The sequence below is a fragment of the Holdemania filiformis genome (genome assembly GCF_003459085.1).
GTDB lineage: Bacteria > Bacillota_I > Bacilli_A > Erysipelotrichales > Erysipelotrichaceae > Holdemania > Holdemania filiformis.
The window spans coordinates 1-24,255 of the sequence record NZ_QRUP01000029.1 but is presented as its reverse complement, the minus strand read 5'-3'; the positions used below and the strand labels follow the sequence as shown (position 1 = coordinate 24,255).

Annotated in this window: 24 protein-coding genes; 13 read left to right on the top strand and 11 right to left on the bottom strand. The window is 53.2% G+C overall.

Annotation, left to right across the window (positions count from 1 at the left end; translation table 11 throughout):
- Positions 1 to 70: 70 nt before the first annotated feature.
- From DWY25_RS16350 to DWY25_RS16330, 5 genes are all read right to left on the bottom strand, one after another.
- On the bottom strand, positions 71 to 2,086 hold the full coding sequence (locus DWY25_RS16350; RefSeq protein WP_181981882.1) for an ABC transporter permease: 2,016 nt from the start codon (positions 2,084 to 2,086) through the stop codon (positions 71 to 73).
- The gene (locus DWY25_RS16345; RefSeq protein ID WP_117896127.1) at positions 2,083 to 2,850 is read right to left on the bottom strand and encodes an ABC transporter ATP-binding protein; all 768 of its coding nucleotides are present in this window, start codon (positions 2,848 to 2,850) and stop codon (positions 2,083 to 2,085) included. Before DWY25_RS16345 ends, DWY25_RS16350 begins: the two co-directional genes overlap by 4 nt.
- Positions 2,851 to 2,973: 123 nt before the next feature.
- Positions 2,974 to 3,984 (bottom strand): sensor histidine kinase, encoded by a 1,011-nt coding sequence (locus DWY25_RS16340; protein WP_181981881.1) that lies wholly within the window; start codon positions 3,982 to 3,984, stop codon positions 2,974 to 2,976.
- The gene (locus DWY25_RS16335) at positions 3,977 to 4,651 is read right to left on the bottom strand and encodes a response regulator transcription factor (RefSeq protein WP_117896125.1); all 675 of its coding nucleotides are present in this window, start codon (positions 4,649 to 4,651) and stop codon (positions 3,977 to 3,979) included. The genes DWY25_RS16340 and DWY25_RS16335 overlap by 8 nt, the downstream gene beginning before the upstream one ends.
- A 103-nt stretch (positions 4,652 to 4,754) precedes the next feature.
- Positions 4,755 to 5,243: a hypothetical protein gene (locus DWY25_RS16330; protein ID WP_117896124.1), complete on the bottom strand. Its 489-nt coding sequence runs from the start codon at positions 5,241 to 5,243 to the stop codon at positions 4,755 to 4,757.
- A 236-nt stretch (positions 5,244 to 5,479) separates the two neighbouring features.
- Between DWY25_RS16330 and DWY25_RS16325 the strand changes: the two genes are divergently transcribed.
- A complete protein-coding gene (locus DWY25_RS16325; protein ID WP_181981880.1) occupies positions 5,480 to 6,061 on the top strand; it encodes a TetR/AcrR family transcriptional regulator in 582 nt (193 codons plus the stop codon).
- A gap of 202 nt (positions 6,062 to 6,263) precedes the next feature.
- On the opposite strand, the gene DWY25_RS16320 is transcribed toward DWY25_RS16325, so the two are convergent.
- The 4 genes from DWY25_RS16320 to DWY25_RS16305 all read right to left on the bottom strand — a co-directional run bounded on the left by DWY25_RS16320 (position 6,264) and on the right by DWY25_RS16305 (position 11,211).
- Positions 6,264 to 6,737: a hypothetical protein gene (locus DWY25_RS16320; protein WP_117896122.1), complete on the bottom strand. Its 474-nt coding sequence runs from the start codon at positions 6,735 to 6,737 to the stop codon at positions 6,264 to 6,266.
- Positions 6,734 to 7,603: an AraC family transcriptional regulator gene (locus tag DWY25_RS16315; RefSeq protein WP_117896121.1), complete on the bottom strand. Its 870-nt coding sequence runs from the start codon at positions 7,601 to 7,603 to the stop codon at positions 6,734 to 6,736. The genes DWY25_RS16320 and DWY25_RS16315 overlap by 4 nt, the downstream gene beginning before the upstream one ends.
- A gap of 84 nt (positions 7,604 to 7,687) precedes the next feature.
- Positions 7,688 to 8,401, bottom strand: coding sequence for a DUF5131 family protein (locus DWY25_RS16310; protein WP_117896120.1), 714 nt, complete (start codon positions 8,399 to 8,401; stop codon positions 7,688 to 7,690).
- A gap of 437 nt (positions 8,402 to 8,838) precedes the next feature.
- Positions 8,839 to 11,211, bottom strand: coding sequence for an FAD-binding protein (locus tag DWY25_RS16305; protein ID WP_181981879.1), 2,373 nt, complete (start codon positions 11,209 to 11,211; stop codon positions 8,839 to 8,841).
- A gap of 272 nt (positions 11,212 to 11,483) precedes the next feature.
- On the opposite strand from DWY25_RS16305, the gene mscL reads away from it, so the two are divergent.
- From mscL to DWY25_RS16290, 3 genes are all read left to right on the top strand, one after another.
- Positions 11,484 to 11,924 carry a large conductance mechanosensitive channel protein MscL gene (gene mscL, locus DWY25_RS16300; RefSeq protein WP_117896118.1) on the top strand — a complete coding sequence of 147 codons (441 nt, stop codon included), beginning with the start codon at positions 11,484 to 11,486 and terminating at the stop codon, positions 11,922 to 11,924.
- 129 nt (positions 11,925 to 12,053) lie between these two features.
- Complete coding sequence (locus DWY25_RS16295) at positions 12,054 to 13,523, top strand: alpha-amylase (protein WP_244926004.1); 1,470 nt, start codon at positions 12,054 to 12,056, stop codon at positions 13,521 to 13,523.
- 257 nt (positions 13,524 to 13,780) lie between these two features.
- Entirely contained in the window at positions 13,781 to 14,860 is a 1,080-nt protein-coding gene (locus tag DWY25_RS16290) for a DUF4261 domain-containing protein (protein WP_117896116.1), read from the top strand.
- A gap of 228 nt (positions 14,861 to 15,088) precedes the next feature.
- Here the strand turns inward: DWY25_RS16290 and DWY25_RS16285 are convergent, their stop codons facing one another.
- Positions 15,089 to 15,949: an HAD-IIB family hydrolase gene (locus tag DWY25_RS16285; protein ID WP_117896115.1), complete on the bottom strand. Its 861-nt coding sequence runs from the start codon at positions 15,947 to 15,949 to the stop codon at positions 15,089 to 15,091.
- Positions 15,950 to 16,040: 91 nt separating this feature from the next.
- A complete protein-coding gene (locus DWY25_RS16280; protein WP_181981878.1) occupies positions 16,041 to 16,586 on the bottom strand; it encodes a CYTH domain-containing protein in 546 nt (181 codons plus the stop codon).
- Positions 16,587 to 16,683: 97 nt separating this feature from the next.
- On the opposite strand from DWY25_RS16280, the gene DWY25_RS16275 reads away from it, so the two are divergent.
- The 9 genes from DWY25_RS16275 (at position 16,684) to DWY25_RS16235 (ending at position 24,013) form a co-directional block, all read left to right on the top strand.
- Positions 16,684 to 17,403: an HAD family hydrolase gene (locus tag DWY25_RS16275; RefSeq protein WP_117896113.1), complete on the top strand. Its 720-nt coding sequence runs from the start codon at positions 16,684 to 16,686 to the stop codon at positions 17,401 to 17,403.
- Between the two features lie 233 nt (positions 17,404 to 17,636).
- Positions 17,637 to 18,422, top strand: a complete 786-nt coding sequence (locus DWY25_RS16270; protein ID WP_039864937.1) for an NAD kinase — start codon at positions 17,637 to 17,639, stop codon at positions 18,420 to 18,422.
- 158 nt (positions 18,423 to 18,580) lie between these two features.
- Complete coding sequence (locus DWY25_RS16265) at positions 18,581 to 19,987, top strand: sulfatase (protein WP_244926003.1); 1,407 nt, start codon at positions 18,581 to 18,583, stop codon at positions 19,985 to 19,987.
- Complete coding sequence (locus tag DWY25_RS16260; protein WP_117896110.1) at positions 19,965 to 20,561, top strand: NUDIX hydrolase; 597 nt, start codon at positions 19,965 to 19,967, stop codon at positions 20,559 to 20,561. The genes DWY25_RS16265 and DWY25_RS16260 overlap by 23 nt, the downstream gene beginning before the upstream one ends.
- Positions 20,558 to 21,061 carry a peptide-methionine (S)-S-oxide reductase MsrA gene (msrA, locus tag DWY25_RS16255; RefSeq protein WP_117896109.1) on the top strand — a complete coding sequence of 168 codons (504 nt, stop codon included), beginning with the start codon at positions 20,558 to 20,560 and terminating at the stop codon, positions 21,059 to 21,061. The genes DWY25_RS16260 and msrA overlap by 4 nt, the downstream gene beginning before the upstream one ends.
- 263 nt (positions 21,062 to 21,324) lie before the next feature.
- Positions 21,325 to 21,762, top strand: a complete 438-nt coding sequence (locus DWY25_RS16250) for a C-GCAxxG-C-C family (seleno)protein (RefSeq protein WP_117896108.1) — start codon at positions 21,325 to 21,327, stop codon at positions 21,760 to 21,762.
- Between the two features lie 117 nt (positions 21,763 to 21,879).
- A complete protein-coding gene (locus DWY25_RS16245; RefSeq protein WP_117896107.1) occupies positions 21,880 to 22,203 on the top strand; it encodes a hypothetical protein in 324 nt (107 codons plus the stop codon).
- A 3-nt stretch (positions 22,204 to 22,206) separates the two neighbouring features.
- Positions 22,207 to 23,262 carry a hypothetical protein gene (locus tag DWY25_RS16240; RefSeq protein WP_117896106.1) on the top strand — a complete coding sequence of 352 codons (1,056 nt, stop codon included), beginning with the start codon at positions 22,207 to 22,209 and terminating at the stop codon, positions 23,260 to 23,262.
- Between the two features lie 76 nt (positions 23,263 to 23,338).
- Complete coding sequence (locus DWY25_RS16235) at positions 23,339 to 24,013, top strand: vWA domain-containing protein (protein ID WP_117896105.1); 675 nt, start codon at positions 23,339 to 23,341, stop codon at positions 24,011 to 24,013.
- The last annotated feature ends 242 nt before the right edge of the window (positions 24,014 to 24,255 follow it).

Here is a 24,255-nt window from a genome sequence, read left to right as displayed (position 1 = left end):
ATTTGTTTCTTATCCAAGGGGTGCCGGAGTTTTAGGAATGAAGGAACCTGGAATCTTTTTAACTATGAACTCAGAACGCTACTTCTTTCTTAATGATCTGCGAAGTCATGCGGTAGAAAATCAGATAGAAGATCGTGAAGATCACAGCGCACACACTGACGCAGGCATAGGTGAAGATTGGGTTTGTCAGCTTCAGCGCCACCAACAGCGTCTGCATCAGCGGCGTGGCAAATCCGGTATGAATTAAAGCAGTAACCAGCGGCAGGAAGAAGACGAGCATGACCTGCCGGTTGATCGTCGCGGACACCTCTTGTTCGTCCATACCGACTTTCTGCAGGATGATGTACTGTTCGCGATCATCCATCGCTTCCGAGATCTGCTTGAAATAAATGATCAGCACGGTTGCCGTCAGAAATAAGATCGAGAAGAACACGCCGACAAATAACAATCCGCCGTACATACTTTTGAATTCCTGCCGGTCGTAATCCAGACAGGTTGCATATTGAACCGGCCCCAGACTGCGAACCTTCTGGTTCAACGCCTCGTAGAACGCCGTGCGGTCTTCCAGCGTGCCGGCGTAATTAACGCCGATCCGGGTGCTGGTTTCCCATTCACCCTCCTGAAGATAATCCTGAACCGGCAGCATCGCCGCTTCATCCGCGAAGACCAGAAACACCAGCTCGCTGGAATCCGAAGAATTCGTGCCGCCGCCGTTGTTGTATTTGCGCTGCGTGAACGGCGTACTGCGCTGGATATCCCGAACGGCGTAGGTTTTATCCTGAATCGTTAATTCAGAGAGATGAATTTGATCGTTGCCCGTCAGAATCAGAAGCTCGTCGTCTTGAAGCTCCGGAGCCTGACCGGTAATCCGCTGATAGGTGGCGGCCGGAATGAAAAAGATATCGTAACCGTAATCGATCACCGCGCTGCGGAAACCGACGAGATAATCATCGTTGGTAAACGGACTCAGCGTCTTTCCTTCCAGTTTGGAATACGCTTCGCCATAGCTGTAGATCTGCACATCCTCCAGCGTAACATGATGCGTTTCAGCCAGTTCGGCGGCAGCCGCTGTAATTTCATCCCGTTGAGAGGAAGTCAGTTCCTCACTGAGCGTGTAGGTCAGATCGTCGGGGTTGGATTCAGAAAGCGCGTTTTCCTCGCCGAAGAACAAGGCCGCGCTGCCGCCCATCGTCACTAACAACATCGTGCTGAGGATGCAGATCGTCGTCAGACTGGCGGCGTTGCGGCGGATCCGGTGGGAAAGCATCGACACCGCGACGAAGTTGTCCGGTTTGTAATAGAAGGACTTTCTTTTTTTCAGCCGGCGCAGAAAGAACGTCGTGCCGGATTCAAAAAGAATCGAAGTCGCAAAGATCACAAGCATACAGTCGAAGAAGAAGACCATCAGCGCGGTAAACATATTGTTGGTGAACAATGCGACGGCGTAGGCGGCGATCAGGCAGATCAGGCCGATCCCGGTTTTAACGGCCAGGAAACGTACCGGCTTATCCGCCTGCTTTTCACTGTGAAGCAGCTCGATCGGATTGATCCGGTGGATCTGAATCAGCGAAATCCCGGTCGTTGCCAGATACAAGCCGAGAAAGACAACAGAGGTCCAGCCCAGGGCGGTCCAGGAAAAGGCATAGGGCAGACCGTTAGGACTGTTGAGCATCCGCAGCAGGATCATCCACATCAGCCGGCCGCCGATCCAGCCCAGCGCCAGACCCAAGACGAGTGAAGCGAGGGCCTGAAGGGTGTTTTCCCAGAACAGAATCAGTGAGATATGCTTCTTTTCCATCCCCAGGATCGTATATAAGCCCAATTCCTTCTTCCGCTTTTTTAAAAGCATCTGATGAATCGAGATCATGAACAGAATCGCGAAGGTCGTGATGACGAACACACCCAGCTGGAAAATAAAAGCCAGCGTCGATCCGCCGCGGATTTCCGGGACATGCGGATTAAACATCATCGTCATGATCAGAAAATGTAGGAATACTGTGACCGTACTGGCGATGAAAAACGGCAGCGTCACATTTTGCGTGCGTTTCAGATTGGCGCAGGCCAGCCGGAAAGCATACCGGATCATAAGCTCTCCCCGTCCTGACGCGTCGCCATGGACAGCGAAGCGGTAATCCGGTCGTAGAAGACTTGTTGAGACTGATCGCCGCGGCATAATTCCGCGAACAGCTTGCCGTCGCGGATAAACAGCACCCGCCGGGCATGGCTGGCTGCCAGCGAGCTGTGCGTCACCATCAACAAGGTCTGGCCTTGTTCGTTCAGCCGGTCGAAGATGTTCAGCAGCTGCTGAGAAGAATGGGAGTCCAAGGCCCCGGTCGGTTCATCCGCCAGAATTAAGCGGGGCTCGGTAATGACCGCCCGCGCCACAGCGGTGCGTTGTTTCTCACCGCCGGAAATTTCAACCGGGAAATGATCCAGCAGCGGCTCAATGCCCAGGCTGGCAACGACCGGTTTCAGCCGCTGTTCCATTTCCGCTAACGGCGTCCGGCTGAGCACCAGCGGAAGCAGGATGTTGTCGCGGACAGTAAAGGTGTCCAGTAAATTGAAATCCTGGAAGACGAAGCCCAGCTTTTCGCGCCGGAAGGCCGCCAGGTTTTTCCCTTTGATCTGTTTCATGGACTGTCCTTCCAGAAACACCTCGCCGCTGGTCGGCGTATCCAAGGTCGCCAGAATATTAAGCAGGGTCGATTTACCCGATCCCGACGCGCCCATGATCGCAACGAATTCCCCCGCTTCCACGGAGAAGCTGACCCCGGCCAAAGCACGGCACGGTTTGCCTCCGGCGCGGGTGTTATACACTTTTTGAATGTTTTCTGCTCGCAGCAGTTCCATTTTGCATCCCTCATTTCTTTCATCTGATCCCATTTTATCGCAGCGCTGAACCTCGCTCCATCGACTTGACGAACAATTTCCCGGGCAATCGAACATTTCTGTCACGATGCGCAAAGGAAGAAATCAGCGGTAGAAAAACAGATCGGGAGAAGGGAAAATCAGATGGACCTGCGTGCCTTTCTCTTTTTCGGATTCAAGATGCAGCTTGATATTGAGTGAATCGGCAGTTTTCCGGCAGAGATAAAGCCCGATCCCGCTGGCCTTGAAATCATGATGGCCATTATAGCCGGTGTATCCCCGCTCAAACAGCCGTGCCTGATCCGCGGCGGCGATGCCCCGGCCGGTATCAGCGATGATTAAATGCGGCGTTGGATCACAGAGAAAGGTGACGCTGATCGTGCCGGCGTCAGTATATTTTAAGGCGTTGGACAACAGCTGTTCCAGAATGAAGCCCAGCCACTTGCGGTCAGTGACGATGGTTTGATGAAAAGGTGTGAAGTTCAGCTGCAGCTTTTTCAGGATGAACGGCAGCGCCTGCTTGCGGATCACTTCCGCGCACAGTTCGCCCAGATCGCACGGTTCTAAAATCAGGTCCTCTTTCAGATTTTCAATCTGGATCGCTTTCAGCGCGGTTTGCGCGTACTGTTCCGTCCGCATCAGCGCCAGTTTCATTTCATTGAGATGACTGGCGGAAATTGTGTCTTCCGGTTCCAGACTTTCAAGAATCAAACTCAGCGAGGCCAGCGGCAGTTTAATCTGATGCATCCACATCGTGACCAGTTCTTCCCGCTGTTTCTGCGCGGCGTTCTGCTTTTCCTTTTCTTCCGTCAGAATGGCGCGTTGTTTCAGGATCAGCTGTTGATAGCACTGCTCCAGCGGATCGCGGGTGTCCGGCATTTCCCGTTCCAGACTGATCCACGCTTCTGTCAACGAGTCCAGCTGCCGCAGCCGGCGGCGGTAACGGCGGTAATCCAGCGCAGAAATCAAGACCAGAAGCGTCAGGACGATCAGCGCGGTGTAGCCGATTGATTCCAGCGGATACCAGTAGAGATATTGCAGGAAGGCGTAGATCGCCAGAACGATCCCCGTCCAGAGAAACAGAAACTGGCGATAGCGCAGATAGCTTTTAAGCATGAAGCAGATACCCCAGTCCCTTGCGGGTTTCGATACAATCATCGATCCCCAGTTGTTCCATTTTCCTGCGCAGGCGGTTGACGTTGACGGTCAGCGTATTCTCATCGACAAAGCAGTCGTTGTTCCATAGCTTCAACATGATCTTTTCCCGCGATACGACTTTATTTTTATTTTCCAGAAGCAGCTGCAGAATTTTAAATTCATTCTTGGTCAGCTCGCATTGCCGGCCGTCTTTGCTTAAGGAAGCGTCGGCAAGATTGAAGACCGCGCCCTGAAACTCCATCAGCGTACCCGAAGGCTCATAGCTGTAAGCCCGGCGCAGCAGCGCCTGAATTCGGGCAACCAGAATTTCCATGGAAAACGGCTTGGTCAGATAATCGTCGCCACCCTGGTTCAGGGCCATGATAATATCTAAATTTTCGTTATGCGAGGACAGGAAAAGAATCGGCACCTTGGACAGCTTGCGGATTTCCGCACACCAGGCATGACCGCTTTTCCCCGGCAGCGAAACGTCCAGGATGATCAGCTGCGGCTGCACGCTTAAAAACTCTTTGTCCAGCTGATCAAAATTCGTCGCTGCTTCGCAAGGATAGCCCCATTTTGTTAAATTTTCCGAGATCAGCCGGGCCAGGCTGGCGTCATCCTCGATAATCCAGATCTTGTTCATAACGGATCCTCCTCCATCTTCCTTATTATAATTGAAAAACGAGGAGAATTGGAGATTGTGACAAAAATGATCGGTACCGTTTGCCGGATCAGGGTCGTTCAGCTCAGTTCCAGTTTTGAGATCCGAGATGAACGCCGGCGGCGCGTTCGACCTTCTCCAGCTGATTCCGATCAAAATTCACGGGCAGAATTAAAAAGGATCGATCTCCGTCTGCGATAAACCACTGGGTCATCGGACGGTTGACGACATAGACCAGATCCGGCGCGAACGGGGAGATTTTCAAGTCCCCATGCTGATATTCTTTGTCTGGAAATAACGACGCAGGCATCATGTCCCTGTTTTCCAGCTGGATTTCCAACTCACCGACCTGTAAAGAACCGTGAAAATGATGAAATTGATCGACATATCCTTGAAGATGAAGGTCCATGAATTCTGCCGGACACGCACCGATGCAGCGCATGGACAGCATCTGATCAATCTGACGCGGCCGGATGATCGAAAGGGTCTGAAGCACGAGAAAACCGGCGATCATCAGGATGAAAATTCCAAGCGCGGCCAGAATCCGGAATCCGCGGCGGGGTTGTTTCTTCATAAAAGGGACTCCAATCTAAATTAAAAAGAAAGAAAATGCGGGAACTTAAGATCAGGTCTGCCCGGCAGAACAGACAAGCAACAGTCTGTGATTTCAGTATGCGCAACAAACCAAGGACAATTTCGCACTTTATATCGAGATTTTGGGATCGGCTCTTTCTTTAATCCTTAATTCTAGTTTATAATAAAAAGACAGAGAAAGAAAGCAAATGGCGGCCAGGGATGGGGGAGAACAGGATGAATCAGGAAAAAACCAATGAGAAACGACTGCGGATTCTGAAATCGGCGGCGAATTTGATCGCTCAGAAGGGTTATTACGGGGTTGGCCTGAAGGAAATCCTGGATGTCTGCGGCATTCCCAAAGGATCGTTTTACTATTTCTTCCCCGGCGGCAAGAATCAGCTGGGCGTCGAAGTCTTAAATTATGCCTACGAGCGCATGGAACAGGGGATTCTGGCCTCGATCTTCCCGGTATCGGATAACGCTGAGGAAGTGTTTGTCAAGATGGCGCATCACATTGCGGATATGCTGGAAAATCACAAGGGGTATGCGACGTCGCTGGTCATCACATTCATCGGCATCGAAGCTTCCGATATCAGCGTCGAAATGGAAGCGGCCGCGAAACAGGTGTACCAGCGTTGGATTCAGTTATACTGCGATAAGCTGATTGCCTGCGGATACAGCCTGGAACGGGCCAAGCAGATCGCCCCGCAGATCTGTGCGCTGATCCACGGCATGACGCTTTCCTGCTGGATCCGCAAAGATACCTCGGACATGTTGGCGCTGGAACCGGCGATCCGCGCGCTGCTTCAATCGTGATTTATTTAATTAATAAACAACAATAAAATAAAGCTTCACACTGAACAATCCCAATCCGGTCTTGGATTCAGGGACAGCGATTCTGTGCGGAGCTTTTTTTGAGGAGATGGAAGGGACGCACGATCAAAAAAGGAGAGAGAAAATAAAAAGTTCCCGGAACAGAAGAAAATTCAGGGAACTTCGAGGGGATCGTGGGAAGAGGTTAAGCCGCAGCTGTCAACCGTTCCTGTTCAAGAAACGCTAAGAGCGAAGGCAGCGTGCTTTCGTTTACGTTAAAGAAGAAAGCCATATACCTACATTTCTGAAATGATTCGCCATCCAGAGTGAACGTATAACCCGTCTGACAGCGGGGATTGCAGTCGTCCGGATCGATCAGCCGCTTACAAACCGAGGCTTTGCGGATCGCTTTTTTCATTGCTTCCGGCAGCGTGCTTAAAAATGCTTCATACCGGGCTAAGCCTTCCGGGTACAGGCGCAGCTTGACGCCGGTTTTCCGACAGACGAAGTTCGCCAGCGTTTTGCGGTCCGGCTTCAGGTAGCTGACGGTGTATCCGCTTTTGGCTTCGTTGATCTCCGCCTGACAGCCCAGGTTTAACAAGACCTCATGCAAAGCCTGAACTCCCGCTTGTTCCGCAGGCTTCAGACTCTGCTTAAAATCGTCAAAGGCGGCGCTCATTGCACGTTGCCGGATTGAGCGCGTACCACGGGAATCCACACTTCAAAGCGGGCCTGGGAAGGATCGGGTTCCAGATAAACCTCGATGTCCGGGCCGTTGTCGTATTCATATCCGGAGGTCGGCAGCCATTCCGTGACAATTCTTCGTTCCAGATCCTGAATCGCCTGCGGACAAACGCCCTCTCCGGAGAAGATCGCCCATGTGAACGCCGGCACGACGTATTCCTCCAACGGGGCTTCCGCTGGTTGGTCGGTCGCCACGGAGATGAAGTATTTCCAGTTTTCATTTTCAAAGCAGGCGCTGACGCCTAAGATCCCCATCGGCTGAGCGTTCATCATCGTCGCCAGTTTTCCGATCCAGCCTTCCTCTGCCGCCCGGCCCCACAGCTGCGGGACGACGCTGAAGTTTTCCTCAGTGTTGCTTTTCATCGGGGCGGACAAGCCCACAATCCGAAACGCTTCTTTCTTTTCAATCCGATAATTCATTTCTTCCACTCCTTTGACAGTGATCCGGAAACTGATCGGCGGGAAGGTTTTGACGGAGCAGCCCGGCTTGCGGACGGCCGAGGGCGCAAGGCCATGCACGCTTTGGAACGCCCGGTTGAAGGCGGTCGGCGAAGTATAGCCGTATTTCAGGGCAAGGTCGATGACCTTGATTTCACTCTGCTGCAGCTCGACCGCGGCGATCGACATCCGCCGCCGGCGCAGATATTCGGAAAGCGGAAGACCCGCGATGTACGTGAACATGCGTTGATAGTGATAGCTGGAACAACAGGCGATCCGCGCAAGCTCCTCGATCCTGATTTCTTCTGTTAAATGTTCCTCGATGTAATTCAGCGAGGCGTTGAGGCGGTCAATCCATTCCATAGTTTCCAGATCCTTTCTGTATCCTCATTGTACTTCAAGCCATAGAGAACATCCTCGCATTTTCAGACTGGAAAAAGCGAGCTGTCAGAGGTTGATCGCGGCTTTGCGGGCCTGACGGGTGAGTTCCTTGACCGGCAGCGTATAGAGCCGGCCGTCTTTGATGAAATGCGTTCCGCACTGGCGGAATTCAAAGTGCTTGTGATGACGTTCGCACTGGGCGCGCAAATCCAGAATCCAGGCGTAGTCTAACGGGCGGGCGCAGCGGTCGGATTCCCCGCCGGCGACGACCAACTCAATTGATTCGTCATCCAGCCATTTTTCCAGATCTATCGCTTCCAGCATCGGCTGGCAGATAATGCTTTTATGCACGATCGGCAGCGAGGCGAACAGCGTTAACCGCTCATCCGCGCGACGCTGATTCTCGACGGTACAGCCGATCGTCACATTGGGATAGCCCGCACCCCAGTCGTCCGGCAGACCGATGGAAAACCGTTCGATGCGCTTGGTCAGAAACAGAAAATGAAGATCAGGACGCTGACGGATGATCTGCCAGGCTTCCGCGCGCCACGGATCAGCATCTTCGACAAAGAAGTCGGAGGCGAAGCAGACATAGACGATCTGCCCGCTTTTCATTTTCCATTCGCCATTGGCTTTCTTTTCCAGCGGCGCGTTAAAACGCTCGCTGCGTACAATTTTATCCGTATCGACGCCGCGGCGGGCATCGCCCTTGTGGATATAACAATAGCGGCAGCCTTCGCTTTGGCGGTGACAGCCGCGCCAGGGTGTCCAGAATGCCATGATTTTCCCTCCATGATTCTGCGGCTGACGGCCGATTGCCGGATCATCCGCAGGTTTGTGCCGAATCGTTCAAGGATAGAACAAATCCGCTTCGCTCAGTTCTTCTTCCATTATGCGAGAGGAATGCGGGAAAGTAAACCGGGAAATTCAGGTTTTTCCTGGCGGCAAGGGAAAGGCGTACGGACAGAAAGCAGCTCCACCTGCGGCACAGCGCATCCGGAAGCGTATTTTCTAAGCCTTGACTCCGGTGAGAAAAGGGGGTTAACCGTTGCCGGCCAGAGAGTGTTTTCTCAGGATAAGTCGTGGATCGGAAAAAGTTGGAAATAAAAAAACAAAGGTCTGCCGCAGCGACAGACCTTCTTCAATCCTTGATGTTGTGGCATCACAGCGAGCAAACCTCCATGAATCCCTGGTGTTGCGGCGCTGCGGCGGGGTGTTTATTCGCCTAGGCTGTTGACCGCGCTGATGCCGGCCAGCCGTCCGGAGGTGTAGGCCCAACCCTGAGCCGCGCCGCCATAGGTGACGTATTCACGCTGTTCCGAGAACAGAACGCCCAGGGAATCCGTGCCGACTGCGTACAGACCATTGATCGGCGTCGCGTTGTCAGAGCCTAAGACCTGCATGTCAGTGTTGACGTCCAAGCCGCCGACCGTGGAGTAAATGTAGGAAGCGCCGACGAAGGCGTAATATGGACCTTCTTCGCCGATCTTCATCGTTAAGAAGTCCGCGGCCTTGCCGAATTCTTCATCCTTGCCTGCTTCCACCGCAGCGTTGTAGCGGTCAACATTGTCTTTCAAGACCGCTGGGTCGAGGTTCAGCTGCTTTGCCAGATCTTCCAGCGTATCTGCTTTATAAGCGATGCCCTTTTTCACGCACAGGTCGATCAGCTCGTCTACCGGCAGCGGTTTGCCTGCGTCAATGCCGCCCTGGCAGGTCAGATCGTCGTTGAAGCTGACCGGCAGACCGTTCTTCTCAACGTTGCGGAAGAAGTCGTCCGACCAGATTGTGTAGTAGCGCGGGCCGGATTTCCAGGTCTGGAAAGTGCCGGCTTCGTTGGAGAAGCGTTCGCCCTTCATGTTGACCTGCAGCGCGTAAGCGGCGCTGGCCAGTGCGTTCGGGAAATCGTTGAGCGAGTTGCGGCGCGGCAGCTGTGTCCAGAAGCCTACGTCGTTTTCATCGCCGACGACCTCAACCGGATATTCGTGCAGCGTGATCGGCGCGCCCTGTAAGTGAACCATCGGCGGCATTCCGATATTGTAGGTGCCGGCGCCCAGATCCAGCGCGGAGCCGATCATCGTGCCGTCGTTCTGCTGCATGCCGTACATCAGCCAGCTGCCCTGCAGCGGATAATACTGGTTAGACAGGTATTTTTCCTGCAGCGCGGCGTTGTTGGAGAAGCCGCCTGTGCCGATGATGACTTTCTTGGCGTTGATGGTGTACTGCTTGCCATCGTAACGTTCTGCCTTGACGCCGGTCACCGTGTTGGTGTCCTTGTCATAAATCAATTCCTTGGCTTCGACTTCCAGCATATACTGGCCGCCGGCCTTTTCATAGTCGGCGATCATGCTGTCAAACATTTCGCCGGTTTCTTTCTTCCAGTTGCCGTAACCCTGGCCGGTATACTGGAATTTGACGAACCAGATATCCTCGTCGGTGAAACCGCGCTGCGGTCCGCCGTATTGATAGCCTTCGCCTTCCGGGGAACCCTTGCCGTAATCAAAGCCGTGGCTGATCAGCCAGTCGACCGTCTTGCCGGATTCGTCGAAGAACAGATCCAGAAGATCCTGCTTCGCGTCGCCCTTGGTGAAGTTGTTCCAGTCTTCCTTCATCGCTTCAGCGTCGACATAATCCTTGCCGCCGTGGTAGGTTTTGTCGTATTCCGGGGCGTTGATGCCCATCGTGTCCGCGGTGATGCAGGAGGTGCCGCCGTATTTGCCGGCTTTGTCAATCGCCAGAACGCTGACCTTGGAGGCATCGTTGCCGTTGGCCGCATACTGAGTTTCAGCCGCGCTCATCGCCGCCGCTGTGCCGGAGCCGCCCAGGCCGACGACTAAGACGTCGACGTCAATCGTTTCCTGTTCTGTGGATTTGGCCGGCGTCTTATAGAAATTTTTGATCGCCGCCGCCTCGGAACCACCTTCGGCCAACGCCTGGGCAACGGCTTTTTCTGTAGCCTGCTTAATGCCTGTGCTGGAGCCGGTGCAGCCGGTGATCGAATCGACGGTGACCGACTGATTTTCCAGAATCCGCGGAATCAGTTTTTCCTTCGCCGCTTCCAAAAACGGGTAGGTGTCGCCGTTGTCCAGCACTTCAATGTTTTCAATCTTGTCTTCGCTGACTGTGACCGCGACTTCCATTTCCTTCAACAAGGAGAAACCGCTGGCGGTGACGGTGTAGGTGCCGGCCTTCATCTTGGCGGCCGGAATTTCTGCGCTTGTACCGTTGTATTCGTCGATGGCTTCCTGCACCGCGGTTTTAATCGCGGTGGAAGTGATGGTTGCGCCTGCGACGCCGTCCACGTCTGTGCTGCCTGCGTCAACGATTTTCGCCGGCAGTTCCTGGATCGCCTGACCGCCGATCGTCGGTGTTTCCTCATCGCCGGCCGCCTCCACGCTGGTCAGCTTGCCGTCTTTGTCAAAGTTCACGGTGACGGTGACGTCGCCGCCGAAACCTTTGGCTGTTTTTGTGATCGTCGCTTCGCCTTTTGAACTACCGCTTCCCTGGGCCGGTTCGTTCTTCGTCCCGCAGGCCGCGGTGGTCATCATCAGGCCCGCAAGCAGAAGCGCCGTCAGCTTTTTACTGCTTTTCATCATTATTTCCTCCCTTTCCTGATCCGCGGACGAGAAACACTCCGCTGATCTCGTGGGTATTTTATCATGATAAAGAATTATCAAGGATTAAGTGAAGATTAATTTTTCTGTTTATTAGTTCTAGTATTGAACTGTCAAATGTTATGGATCGTGATCGCCCGCAATGTCGTGTCCGCTTCCTGCTTCGCCGTGAGGTAAGAAAATCCGGCGGAAAGAATTGATTTTCCGCCGGGGGTTCACTATAATGGAACGCACAGAATAGGAGTGAAAAAATGCTCAAAGAATTTAAGAAATTTGCGCTGAAAGGCAACATGATCGATCTGGCAGTCGGCGTAATCATCGGCGGCGGCTTCAATGCGTTAGTCACGTCGATGGTCAACGATATCATCATGCCGGTGATCAGTCTGTTTACCGGCCGGCTGGATTTCACCAATATGTTCATTGCGCTGGACGGCCAGCATTACCCGACGCTGGCGGAAGCGCAGGCGCATACTTCCACGATCGCTTACGGCAGCTTCATCGCCGGGCTGATCAATTTCCTGTTAACCGCGTTTGTCATCTTCCTGGTCATCCGCTGGATGAACAAGCTGCGCGCCAAGGAAGAACCAGCGCCGCAGCCGAAGACGACCAAGGTTTGTCCTTTCTGCAAGACCGAGATCGATCTGCATGCCACCCGCTGCCCGCACTGCACTTCCCAGCTGGAAGCGGAATAAACAAACTTGACCGGAAGCTCTCCTTCGAGGAGAGTTTTTCTTTTTTCTTACAATTCTTTAAATTCAATTTTCGTCAGATTGATTTGTGGTACAGTAAACGTATTGAATCACAGAAAGAAGGCGATTGACTTGGAAAATAAAACGCTGCTGCAGGCCTTCGAGTGGTATCTGCCCGAGGATCAGCAGCATTGGAAGCGGTGCGCCGCGCTGGCGGAAAGCTGGGCCGCGCTGGGAATCAGTGGCGTCTGGCTACCGCCGGCCTATAAAGGCACAGGCGGAAAAAGCGACGTCGGCTACGGCGTGTATGATACATACGATCTGGGAGAATTTGATCAGAAGGGCACTGTCGCGACGAAATATGGAACACGCGCGGAGTATCTTGAAGCTGTCGCAGCGCTGCATCGGGCCGGAATCGAAGTGATGGCCGATATCGTGCTGAACCATCGGCTGGGCGCGGACGCGCAGGAAGAAGTGCTGGCAGTGCAGGACGCCGGGGACAACCGGAATCAGGCTGTCGCGGATCCCCGTCCGATCCAGGCCTGGACGAAGTTCACATTTCCGGGACGAAAGGGAAAGTATTCTGATTTCACCTGGAACTGGAGTCATTTTGACGGCACGGACTGGGACAGCGATTGGAAGTACAGCGGGATCTTCCGCTTTGTCGGGAAACAATGGGATCAGGAAACCGACGGCGAGAACGGAAACTATGATTATTTGATGGGGGCGGATCTCGATCTGTCCAATCCGGAGGTGATCGCCGAGCTGGACCGCTGGGGCCGCTGGTATTATGACACCGTGAAAATGGACGGCTTCCGGCTGGACGCTGTGAAGCACATGGATTTTACGTTCTTCACGCACTGGCTGGACGCATTGCGCCGAGACAGCGGCAGGGAATTGCCGGCGGTGGGCGAATATTGGAGCTGGGAATTGGATAAGCTGCGGCATTATCTGGACGCCTGCGGTCATTGCATGCGGTTGTTCGACGTGCCGCTTCATTACCAGTTTGTCAAAGCTGCCACCAGCAACGCTCAGTTTGATATGGCTCAGATTTTGAGCAACACTTTAGTTCAGACCGAGCCGGACGCTGCCGTTACGTTTGTTGATAATCATGATACCCAACCCTCCCAGGCGCTGGCGTCATGGGTGCCGGCCTGGTTTAAGCCGCTGGCCTACGCGCTGATTCTGTTGCGGAAAGAGGGCATTCCGTGCGTCTTTTACGGCGATTTAGTCGGAATTCCGCATGACCGCATTGCGCCGGTGATGGGCTTAGAACGAATGATCCGGGCCCGCCGGGATTATGCCTACGGCGATCAGCGCGATTACTTTGACGATGCCAATCTTATCGGCTGGACGCTGTCCGGGGACGATCAACATCCGCATTCCGGTCTGGCGGTGATCCTGAGCGACGCGCCGGGCGGAACCAAGACGATGGAGCTGGGCAGAACGCTGGCCGGCAAGACGATGCGGGATGTGCTGATGAATCAGACGGAAATCATTCAGCTGGATGAAAACGGCTGCGGCACGTTCCCGGTCGGCGGGGGCAGTGTGAGCGTCTGGGCGCTGGACGAAGCCTATGACGCGCTGACGCTGACCTTATAAAGCGGATTTCGCAAACGATCCAGAAAAAGGACTAAATTATCGCAGGCTGCCGATGGATCGTATTGATATCGCTGCGGAAGTCATGGAAAGGCAGACCTTTCCGGCTTTCAGATCTAGCTTTCATTTAAACAAATTTGCTTGTCGAAATCCGATTGATCGGGTATCCTGAAAACAGAAAACAGAAAACAGAAAACAGAAAACAGAAAACAGAAAACAGAAAACAGACCGGGAAAACCCCGGCCCAGGAGGAATGACGCATGAATCAAGCGGAAGCGGCGCGCAGAGCGATGGCGGAATGGCTGGCTGACGAACACGAACTCGGCAGCATGCCTGAATGTCTGGAACAAACGCAGGAATTTGATCTGCATGATCTGCATTATTATATCTTTCGCTACAAACCAACCCGGAATCATCCCGACTGGCTGCTGGGGGTCGCGGGCGGTTATGAAAAGGACGCGCTCGATCATTGCGGGCATGTGTTCAGCGAAATGGAAGTTTATCAGGAAACAAGCGCCGTCGATCAGGCGGTCGCGTTGGTTGAACAGGTCCGCGCTTATTGCATGCGGGAAGCGGCGAAGCAGGAAGAAGCGGCCGGGATCGGTCCGTTCGCCGGTTTTGTGCTGCTGCGGGAAGCCCGCTGGGATCCGCGGAAGTTGGCGGAAGATTTACGCGAAACATGGCAGATTGAGATCCGTGAGCTGCCGGACGATCCGGATCAGCCGCTGGTGGCCGAAGTCGACGGGATGACCGTGGCCGTCAGCCTGATGGGCGCGCCGGTTCCCGATCAGGAAGCGGAACGCAATGCGGAGAACAATTACCTGTGGCCGCAGGCCGTCGAGAGGACGAAGCAGCATCGGGCGCATTTGCTGGTGGCGGTGTTGGGCCGGGATCAGACAGCGCTGAGTCAGGCATCGCTCTATACGAAGCTGGTTGCCAGCTGCTGCCGGCAGGACGGCGTTCTGGGTGTCTATACGACTGGCACGGTGTACGAACCGGAGCTGTATCGGGAAGTCGCGGAACAGATGAACGAGGGCGAACTGCCGATCTACGATTGGGTGTATCTCGGACTGTACCGCAGCGAAGCGGGCATGTGCGCGTACACCTATGGGCTGCAGGCCTTTGGAAAACGGGAGATGGAGGTGCTGGACAGCGCCGCTTCACCGCAGCAGCTGCACGATTTCCTCTATGCTCTTGCCAGCTATGTCCTCGATCAGGACGTGACGCTGAACGACGGGGAAACAATCGGCTTTAGCGCTGAGGAAAAACTGCCGATCACCTGCGGACCGGGCCGGTCGCTGGATCAGACGATGCTGCAAATCAGTTATCAGCCGGCATAAAGAAAAATAAAAAAACGTTGATTCTCAACCGCCCGGGCAGAAGCCGAAGCGGAAAGCGCGGATCAACGTTTTAATTTCTGGTCAATTGTTGAGAAAGGACAAAGCCTTCAGCGAAAAAGCAAACATAGCCGGAACGAAAATACGGCCGGATCGAAATCGTGAAACTTCGGGAACACAATGTTTTCCATTTTCCGCAGTTTGGCGAAGCCTTGTCATAAAGTCTGACTTTTACAGAAGATTCAGATTTTCCAGCCGTTCCTGTTCGTTTTCCTTCAAAATCAAATCGATGCACTCGGCCACTGAGTCAACGATCGTTTTCGCTTTCGCCTGGATATCCGGCCGGGCATGGCTCATACAATAGCTGTGCGGGATCATCGCGAACATTTCAAAGTCGTTTTCCGAATCCCCGACGACCGCGATTTCATCGAGACTGACGCCGGTCAGCGCGGCGATCTTGGCGATGCCGGTTCCTTTGTTCGCCCCGTCTTTCAGGATGACGATTGAATACGGACTGGTCTGGATGATCTGATATCGCCCGAAGAATTTCCGCTTCAACATATCCTTATAATAGTCGACGCCTTCTTCCTGCTGGAAGTGGCAGAAACAGGCGGTGATGTGCGTGTGGTGCGGATCCCGGATGTATTCGGAAATGGACTCGTCCAGCACCTGCCGGCAGTCGCGGATCCGATGCTTGGGATTCAGCTTATATTCCATCGCCTGTTCCCCGAACGGATCCTCAAAGATGTAGTCGTTGTCCTGCGTGACGACCAGAAAACGATGCTCATAAGCGCTGTCGGAGAAAACCTCCAGAAGCGCGTCAATTTCATCATGGTCGAAATCTGTCTGATAGATGAAGCGGCCGTTGAGCCGGATGGAAGCGCCGCAGATGCCGACGGTGTCGAATACCAGATCGGAGCCGAAATGGAGCGGCAGAAAATTCACAGACCGGCCGGTCGCAATTGCAAACCGCACGCCATGATCCTGGAGCCGGTGGATCGCCGCGCGGTTTTCCTCGCTGACGCCGCTGGTCAGTACCGGCGGGATATACAATAAGGTACCGTCCAGATCGGAGAATAAGATTTTGATCAAAGAAAATCACCTCCATCCCATTATATCAGGGTTTTCCCGGTTTTCTTTTCCACTTTGTTAAAAATGCCGAAAAAAGAAGAAAATAGACGAATTATTGATCCAGAACGCAGCGCGCGTATTTTGACCGCTTGTTTTCCCGATAGGTCAGGCCGGCCTGGTTTAACAAATCCAAGAAAAACGCTTTTCCCGCCTGCGGATCGCCGGTGACCTCAAATTCGATTTCATAATCGCTGCGGCCGTTGATCAGGCTGTGATCCAGGCATAGCTCACCCAGCGGATAAACGCGCAGATGCCGGTGCGTGATCATTTGACCGCAGACATGGACGGGCAACGTGAGTCCCAGTTCGTCAAATAAAGCCCGGATTTCCGGATTATCCAACGCTTCCGGACTGTTTTCCGGCAGCTCCATCTCCATTTCCCGAACGCCCTCGGCCTGAGGAATCTTCATTGTGAACCAGTGTTTTCCCTGGACGTCGCGGATCCGCATTGCGATGTGCTTTAATGTCGAGCTGGGCGTACAGTCGTAATACACGTTGGACTGCACGAGAACCTGATCGACGCCGGTCAGATCGCGCAGCTGGTTAAACTCCTGTTCGCTGACCAACATTTTATATTCGATTTCAAGATTTTCATTCATTGGAAAGTTCACCTCTTCTCTGTATGATATAATAAGGAAGCAGAAAAGAAAAGGAAAACCGCGAGGGAGAAAGCTTTGCGGGGCAAAGGAGAAACGCATGAATCAACGACCGGCATTAATCTGGGATTTCGATGGAACCCTGGCTTATCAGGAAGGCAAATGGTCCGGCGCGATGCTCGCGGCGATGGATGAGCTGGCCCCGGGGCATGGTTTGACATTGAAGGATGTCCGGCCGCTGATGAGCAGCGGATTTCCCTGGGACGAACCGGAGAAGCTTCACCCGGAACTGACGGATCCGCAAGCCTGGTGGGCCTTTTTGGAGGCGTATCTGATGCGGGTGGCGCTTGCGCTGGGGTTCAATGAAGATCAAGCGCGTCGGATCGCCCGCCAGGTCCATCATGTCCAGGCCGACAGCCGTTCCTATCATCTGTTCCCGGATACCCGAGCGACGCTGGATCGCCTGAAAAGCGAAGGCTACCGCATGATCATTCTGTCCAACCATGTGCCGGAGCTGCCGCAGATTGTCTGCGACCTGGGCTTGACGGATGCCTTTGAAGCCGTGCTGGGTTCCGCGCAGACGGCGGTGGAAAAGCCCCATCCCCGGGCGTTTGCGCTGGCGCTGGAAACGCTGGGAAATCCAGCGGCAGCGGTGATGATCGGCGATAATCCAATCGCAGATGGTCACGGCGCTCTTCAGGCGGGCCTGCAGCCGTTATTAGTGCACAGTTCAGATAAATCCGCTCTATTTTGGCATTGCGGTCAGCTGTGTGAAATTCCCGCGCTGCTGGCATCACACAGTTTTAGCACAGAAAGATAAAGGGCTCGGAGCGATCCTGGATTTATACTTCTGCCGCTGATCTTCCGCTTGCCGGACGGGCGGAAAGGAATCGGGCGGAGATCCGCTCATTGTGCGGAAACAAATTTGAAGAAGAAACGACAAAAGAAAATCAGAAGGGAATAAAACCGCTTCAAAGGGAGTGCGCAAGACCGCCGGACGAAGGAAAACTCCTGCGGCCCTTAAAAGAAACAGTGAAGAAAGCGAGAAAGAATATGAAACAAAAGTTTGCGGTCGTTCACCGGCCGGATGAAACGTCGCGGCAGCTGAAAGACGAGCTGGCCGGCAAGCTGGGCGAGGCGGGCTGGACGGAAGATGAACGGCAGCCGGACCTGGTTTTTGCGATTGGCGGGGACGGGACGTTTCTGTATGCCGTGCACGAATATCTGGATCAGCTGGAAAATGTGAAGTTTGTCGGAATCCACAGCGGAACGCTCGGCTTCTTCTGTGATTACCGCTGTGATGAAATGGATCTGTGCGTTCAGGACGTCACGCACCGCAGTCCCCAGTGCGAAAGCGCGCGTCTGCTTCAGGTCACGGCACGCGGCGGGGGACAGGAAAAGACGATTTACGCGTTAAACGAAATGCGGATTGAAAACGTGACGAAAACGCAGCTGATGGATATTGATATCAACGGATCTTTCTTTGAAACCTTCCGCGGAACCGGCTTGTGCCTGTGTACGCAGATCGGCTCTACCGCGTATAACCGCTCTTTAGGCGGAGCGGTGATCGAAAGTGGTCTTCCGTTATTGCAGCTGAGCGAAATTACCGGCATCCATCACCGCGCTTACCGCTCATTGGCGTCGCCGCTGATCCTGCGGCCGGAATCAGTGATACAACTGCGGTCCGCCAGCTTCGAGGGTGCGTTTCTGTGCTACGATCACCTCTGCTTCAACCTCGATCAGGAAACCGAAATCGAAGTGTTCCAAAGCCAAAAGCAGGTTCAGATTGCCCGGTACCGGGATCTGGCTTATCTGCAGCGGCTGCGGATTCTATTTTAGCCGGGAGCCGGTTGAACAAATTCACGGATGGGAGATCCGGGAACGGATTGAACGGAGGGAAATCGGTAATGGAAGGTTGTCTTAAAGCGCATGGAAGGCTGTGCTGAAAACCCGCTTGAAACCGACCTTCGTTATATAAAGGAAAAGGAGTGATGAACATGCAGCCGAATGTCATTATGATCTTGATCGACGATTTGGGATGGATGGATTTAAGCTGTCAGGGAAGTTCGTTTTATGAAACGCCGCACATCGACCAGCTGCGCAAGGAAGGCATGGCTTTCGATCAAGCCTATGCCGCCTGCCCGGTCTGTTCGCCCAGCCGCGCCAGTATTCTGTCCGGCAAGTATCCGGCCCGCTTAAAGGTGACGGATTGGATCGATCATGAGAACTATCATCCGTGCCGCGGCAAGTTAATCGATGCGCCATATATCAAGGAGCTGCCGGTCAGTGAGTTCTCGATGGCGAAAGCGTTTCAGGAAGCCGGTTATCAGACCTGGCATGTCGGAAAATGGCATCTGGGAAAAGAAGCGGCGTATCCGGAGCATCACGGTTTTGATGTCAACCTCGGGGGCAGCTGGTGGGGCCATCCGAAGAAAGGATATTTCAGTCCATACCACATGGAAAACCTCAGCGAGGGGCCGGAAGGGGAATACCTGACCGACCGGATCGGCGCGGAAGCGGCCGCCTTGATCCGCAGCCGCGACCGTCAGCGTCCATTTTTCCTGAACCTCTGGCACTATGCGGTGCATACGCCGCTGCAGGCCAAGGCGGAAGATATCGCCTACTTTGAAGAAAAAGCGAAGCGGATGGGACTGGATCAGCAGGATTCGTTTGAGATCGGCGATCCGTTTCCGATCATGCAGAAAAAGGATAAGCGGATCACCCGCCGGATTGTTCAGTCGGATCCGGTGTATGCCGCGATGATCAAGGCGCTGGACGACAGCGTCGGCCAGCTGAGGGCGACGTTGAAAGCGGAAGCGCTGGACGAGGACACGATCGTGATTTTCACTTCGGATAACGGCGGACTGGCAACGGCGGAACATTCACCGACCTGCAACTTCCCGTTATCGGAAGGCAAAGGATGGATGTACGAGGGCGCGGTGCGGGAACCGCTATTTGTGCGCTGGCCGGGGAAGATTGAGGCGGGAAGTCTGAGTCACGCGCTGACAACCAGTCCGGATTTCTATCCGACATTGTTGGAACTGTGCGGCCTGCCGCTGCGTCCGCAGCAGCATTGCGACGGGGTGAGCCTGGCTCCGGTGCTGTTGAATCCGCAGGCAAAGTTTGACCGCGGGCCGATCTTCTGGCATTATCCGCATTATGGCAATCAGGGCGGAACCCCGGGATCCGCGCTGCGCTGCGGGAAATGGAAATACATCGAATTTTATGAAGATCACAGCGTCCGGCTGTTTGATCTGGAACAGGATGTTTCGGAAAAGCACAATGTGGCTGATGTCCATCCGGATTTAGTCCGGCAGTTCCACAGTCTGCTTCATGAATGGCTGGAAGCGGTGGACGCGTGGTATCCGGAGGTGAATCCCAATGCAGAACAAGACATGGCGTGACGATATCCGCGCTTACGTTCCCTTTAACGAACAGGAACGAAACGATAAAGCGCGGTTTCTGGAAGTGCTGGATCTGGAAAATATCCTGACCCGGGAGAATGAAGAAGCGCACGTTTCCTCCTCGGCCTGGGTGATGAACGACGCGCTGGATCAGGTGCTGATGGCCTACCATAATATTTATCAGTCCTATTCCTGGCTCGGCGGTCATGCGGATGGGGATCCGGATTTGTTTGCGGTCGCGCTGCGCGAAGCCAAAGAGGAAAGCGGAATTACGGAGCTGACGCCGTTTTCGCAGGACATCCTGGCATTGGATATCCTGCCGGTGCCGGCCCATATCAAGCGGGGCAAGCCGGTGAAGGAACACGAACATTTGAACGTGACCTATTTGTTTATCGCGCCGACCGATCAGACGCTGACGGTCAAAGCGGATGAGAACAGCGCCGTTGCCTGGATTCCGATCGCGGATCTGCCCAAGGTGGTCAGTGAAGCGCGGATGCTTCCGGTCTACGAAAAGCTGATCGCGCGCTCCCGTCAGTGGAAAGCGGAAGCGCTGCGTGAAAAGGGGCCGCGATGAAAAAAGAAATTGTAGTGGCCGGCGGATGCTTCTGGGGCGTTCAGGAATATTACCGGCGGTTAAAAGGAGTTGAGGAAACACGCGTCGGGTATGCTCAGGGAAGTCTTGAAAACCCAAACTACGCGCAGGTGAAGCGGCAGATCAGCGGGCACGCGGAATGCGTGCGGATCGTCTATGATTCTGATCAGATCACGCTCGAGCAGTTGTTCGATCATCTGTTTCGGATCATCGATCCAACGTCCCTGAATCGTCAGGGCAACGATGTGGGAACGTCCTACCGGACGGGAATTTATCCGGCTTGTGCGGAAGACGAAGCGATCGCGCGGCAGTTTGTGGCCGAGCGGCAGAAAGACTATGATCGTCCGATCGTGACGGAAGTCGAACGTTTAGTCTGCTTTTATGATGCTGAACAGGAACATCAGGATTATCTCGTGCGTCATCCGCAGGGGTATTGCCACATTGACTTTTCCGTGATGCTGCCGCAGGAGCGGAAAGCATAGCGGGAAATCTCAGGTATTAAGCTTCGATGACGATGGATCGGATTGATCGCGATCGAATTTCAGTATTGGAAGAGCATTAAGTTTCTTCAAATTTTAAAATGAAAAGAAGGTTGTCGGCTGCGGCAGCCTTTTCTCATTTTTTGAGCGGAAAGTCGTTTTCCGCAGCGGTCACTTTCCTGCATTCTCTGCCGGGATCCGGGAATTAGTCTTTCCAAAGCGGGTGAACTCCGGTATCATTAAAGAAGAAAACGGGAGGAAATTCAATGTTAAAAGAATATGCGCTTCACTATTATGAGCAGGGATATAATTGTGCGGAAAGTCTGGTTTATGGGGCGAACGCGGCGTGGAATCTGAATTTAGATGAAAATGCCTGTCATCTGATGGCGGGTTTGGGCGGCGGCCTGCAGGTAGGAGATGTGTGCGGAGCGTTGACCGGGGCCGTGTGCGCGCTGAGCTGTCTGATCGTGAAGACCAAGGCGCATGACTGCGCGGAGTTAAAGCCCTTGACGCAAACCATTGTCGGCCAAGTGCGGCAGCGGCTGGGATCGCTGCGCTGTGAGGAAATTAAACCGCGGCTGTTTCAGCCGGAACGCCGGTGCGCGGCGACCGTGGAAAACTGCGCGGATGTTTTGGAAACGGTGCTGCGGGATGCCGGCTTGTTGCCGGAACCGGTAAATCGCGCGGATGAAAGCGCGGCATAACGTGAAACTGGAGTTCGTGAAGACAGACTGTCGAAGGGAACAGGGTGGGAAAAGCCTCAATGCGTAGTTGTTAGCCGCTTACGCAGGATTTTTAAATAGAGAAAGCGAGGAAGAACGATGCGGATAAAACCTCATCTGCTTTATGTGTTTTTGACGGCAGTTAACTTTTGGATCCTGCCGGCAGTGATCAGGAATACGGGGATGGCAATGGTTATGATGTTGGCCGGCCTGCCGCTGATCACGTTGATCATCGCGGCCGTCCATGCTTGGAAAGCCGGTTCGGCGATCGTTTTTGCGATTGTGACCGGAATCTTGTTTATCCCTGCGATATTTCTATATTTTAATGAAAGCGCGTGGATATACGCTCCGGCGTATGCGGTGATCGCGCTGATCGGCGGAGTTGTTGGAAAGAGCTTGCGCTCGGGGAGAGGAAGCGAGTAAGTCATGCCGTTTGAAATTGTCAGAAAAGATTTGAGCGAAGTAACCGCCGATGCGGTTGTTCGTTTTGTAAACACCGGCACCGGTGTTCGGGTGTTTCATCGCGGAAGTTTCCCACCTTGTCTCATGGCTAAAGAGCTGGAATTTGCTTTCACGCCAAGGGCAGTCGTCCTGATCGAGGTATCCTTGCCGCAAGGCGGGGACGGGGAATTTAATCCGGCGTTGTTATTGACGCAAGCTTATCGGCAGGCGCTGACGGCGGCGGTCCGGGAACATTGCGGGTCGGTCGCCATTGTGTGGCCGAAGTTCAGCTTACCCGGGATATCGGAAGATGACCTGTTATCCATACTTGTGCAGGGGGAACGCGAACTTCTGACAGAACAGGAATTATGGGTGACGCTGGTTGTAGAGGATGTTCGCAGATTACGGCTGTCAGATTCGTTAATCAACGCTGTCAGTCGTTATATTAAGGATCATTACATTCAAGCGCTTCCGCGAGAAAAAACAGGTCATGTTCTTGCGAAAGTGAAGAACTTCATCGCGCCCGTTGAAGCAGAGTTGGAAGAAAACGAAGAACTTACAGATATTCCTGCGGAAGAAACATGTCTTTTTAAAGAGCAGGAAGAGGCTCAGGCTCCATCGAATAAATTTTATGCTGAACCTAAAATGCGGTCGGTGGATCCGCGCTTGTTTGAACAGTTGATCGCTCAACATGAGGAATCGTTTTCGGAATCGCTGCTGCGGATGATCGACGAGAGAGGAATGAGTGATCCGCAAGTTTATAAAAGAGCGAATCTTGACCGGAAATTGTTTTCCAAGATTCGGATTCAGAAGGATTACCGGCCGAGTAAAACAACGGCGCTGGCGCTGGCAATTGCGTTGGAGCTGAATCTGGATGAACTGAAGGTTTTGATCGGCCGGGCCGGCTATGCCTTGACCCATGCCAGCAAGCTGGATATTATCGTTGAATATTTCATCGGTCAGGGAATTTATGATTTGTTTCAGATCAACGAGGTGTTGTTTGTTTTTGATCAGCCGCTTTTGGGTGGTCGCTCGTTTTAATTTGTTTTGTCGCCTGCCAAGCGACCTCCACTGATGGCTTTCAGTTTAAACTGGAAGTACAGAGGAGGCAAAGGCAATGAAGAAAATCATGAAGGAAACAATGGAAATCGTATTTATTTTGGATCGCAGCGGCAGTATGGCGGGTTTGGAACAGGACACGATCGGCGGATTTAACGGCTTGATTGAAAAACAGAAGCGGGAAGCAAGCTCGGCGCGGGTATCGTTGGTTTTATTTGATGATCGGACCGAGGTGATTTTAGATCGTGTTCCGATTGAGGATATCGGGAGTCTGAGCGAAGAAGAATATTATGTCCGGGGCAGCACAGCGTTATGGGATGCGGTCGGTCGTTCAGTATTGCATATCGCGCGGGTGCATCAAAAGATGAAAGCGGAAAACCGACCGGAAAAGACGTTGTTCATCATCACGACGGACGGTATGGAAAATTCCAGCGTTGAATATTCTCTGGATCAGGTGAAGCAGTTGATCGAACGGCAGAAAGAGCGGGATCATTGGGAATTTTTATTCCTGGGCGCGAATATCGACGCGGTGCAGACTGCGGGCAGTATGGGAATCGGGGCGAGCCGGGCTGTGAATTTCCATGCGGATAAACCAGGAATGCGGAAGAACTTCGGAATTTTGGCAAGAGCGATGAAATTATATGAAGAATCTGAAGAACTGGACGAAAACTGGGCTGAGGATATCCGGAAAGATTTTGAAAGTCGGGAACAAGAAGATCGTTTTTCGAAGTAAGAAAAAATAGAAAAATCATAATGAGCAGAGTTTTGGATTAAAAATCCAAGGATGTTTCTGCATTGATCGATATCAGAAAAGCGGCAGTCAGATCTGCCCTTTTTATTTTGATTTTTATGGATAAGAAAAGTCGTTGAGAAATAAGAAAGCTAAATTGAAATCAAGACGTTTCTGAGTTATAATGAGTACGTAAAATTAACTCAAGAAAGTATTTTTTAGTTTTTTTAATTATTTTAGGGGGC

Excerpts from the sequence above, each read along its gene's own strand:
- DWY25_RS16350 (WP_181981882.1), bottom strand. The coding sequence starts at position 2,086 with ATGATCCGGTATGCTTTCCGGCTGGCCTGCGCCAATCTGAAACGCACG.
- DWY25_RS16345 (WP_117896127.1), bottom strand. The coding sequence starts at position 2,850 with ATGGAACTGCTGCGAGCAGAAAACATTCAAAAAGTGTATAACACCCGC.
- DWY25_RS16340 (WP_181981881.1), bottom strand. The coding sequence starts at position 3,984 with ATGCTTAAAAGCTATCTGCGCTATCGCCAGTTTCTGTTTCTCTGGACG.
- DWY25_RS16335 (WP_117896125.1), bottom strand. The coding sequence starts at position 4,651 with ATGAACAAGATCTGGATTATCGAGGATGACGCCAGCCTGGCCCGGCTG.
- DWY25_RS16330 (WP_117896124.1), bottom strand. The coding sequence starts at position 5,243 with ATGAAGAAACAACCCCGCCGCGGATTCCGGATTCTGGCCGCGCTTGGA.
- DWY25_RS16325 (WP_181981880.1), top strand. The coding sequence starts at position 5,480 with ATGAATCAGGAAAAAACCAATGAGAAACGACTGCGGATTCTGAAATCG.
- DWY25_RS16320 (WP_117896122.1), bottom strand. The coding sequence starts at position 6,737 with ATGAGCGCCGCCTTTGACGATTTTAAGCAGAGTCTGAAGCCTGCGGAA.
- DWY25_RS16315 (WP_117896121.1), bottom strand. The coding sequence starts at position 7,603 with ATGGAATGGATTGACCGCCTCAACGCCTCGCTGAATTACATCGAGGAA.
- DWY25_RS16310 (WP_117896120.1), bottom strand. The coding sequence starts at position 8,401 with ATGGCATTCTGGACACCCTGGCGCGGCTGTCACCGCCAAAGCGAAGGC.
- DWY25_RS16305 (WP_181981879.1), bottom strand. The coding sequence starts at position 11,211 with ATGAAAAGCAGTAAAAAGCTGACGGCGCTTCTGCTTGCGGGCCTGATG.
- mscL (WP_117896118.1), top strand. The coding sequence starts at position 11,484 with ATGCTCAAAGAATTTAAGAAATTTGCGCTGAAAGGCAACATGATCGAT.
- DWY25_RS16290 (WP_117896116.1), top strand. The coding sequence starts at position 13,781 with ATGAATCAAGCGGAAGCGGCGCGCAGAGCGATGGCGGAATGGCTGGCT.
- DWY25_RS16280 (WP_181981878.1), bottom strand. The coding sequence starts at position 16,586 with ATGAATGAAAATCTTGAAATCGAATATAAAATGTTGGTCAGCGAACAG.
- DWY25_RS16275 (WP_117896113.1), top strand. The coding sequence starts at position 16,684 with ATGAATCAACGACCGGCATTAATCTGGGATTTCGATGGAACCCTGGCT.
- DWY25_RS16270 (WP_039864937.1), top strand. The coding sequence starts at position 17,637 with ATGAAACAAAAGTTTGCGGTCGTTCACCGGCCGGATGAAACGTCGCGG.
- DWY25_RS16265 (WP_244926003.1), top strand. The coding sequence starts at position 18,581 with ATGCAGCCGAATGTCATTATGATCTTGATCGACGATTTGGGATGGATG.
- DWY25_RS16260 (WP_117896110.1), top strand. The coding sequence starts at position 19,965 with ATGCAGAACAAGACATGGCGTGACGATATCCGCGCTTACGTTCCCTTT.
- msrA (WP_117896109.1), top strand. The coding sequence starts at position 20,558 with ATGAAAAAAGAAATTGTAGTGGCCGGCGGATGCTTCTGGGGCGTTCAG.
- DWY25_RS16250 (WP_117896108.1), top strand. The coding sequence starts at position 21,325 with ATGTTAAAAGAATATGCGCTTCACTATTATGAGCAGGGATATAATTGT.
- DWY25_RS16245 (WP_117896107.1), top strand. The coding sequence starts at position 21,880 with ATGCGGATAAAACCTCATCTGCTTTATGTGTTTTTGACGGCAGTTAAC.
- DWY25_RS16240 (WP_117896106.1), top strand. The coding sequence starts at position 22,207 with ATGCCGTTTGAAATTGTCAGAAAAGATTTGAGCGAAGTAACCGCCGAT.
- DWY25_RS16235 (WP_117896105.1), top strand. The coding sequence starts at position 23,339 with ATGAAGAAAATCATGAAGGAAACAATGGAAATCGTATTTATTTTGGAT.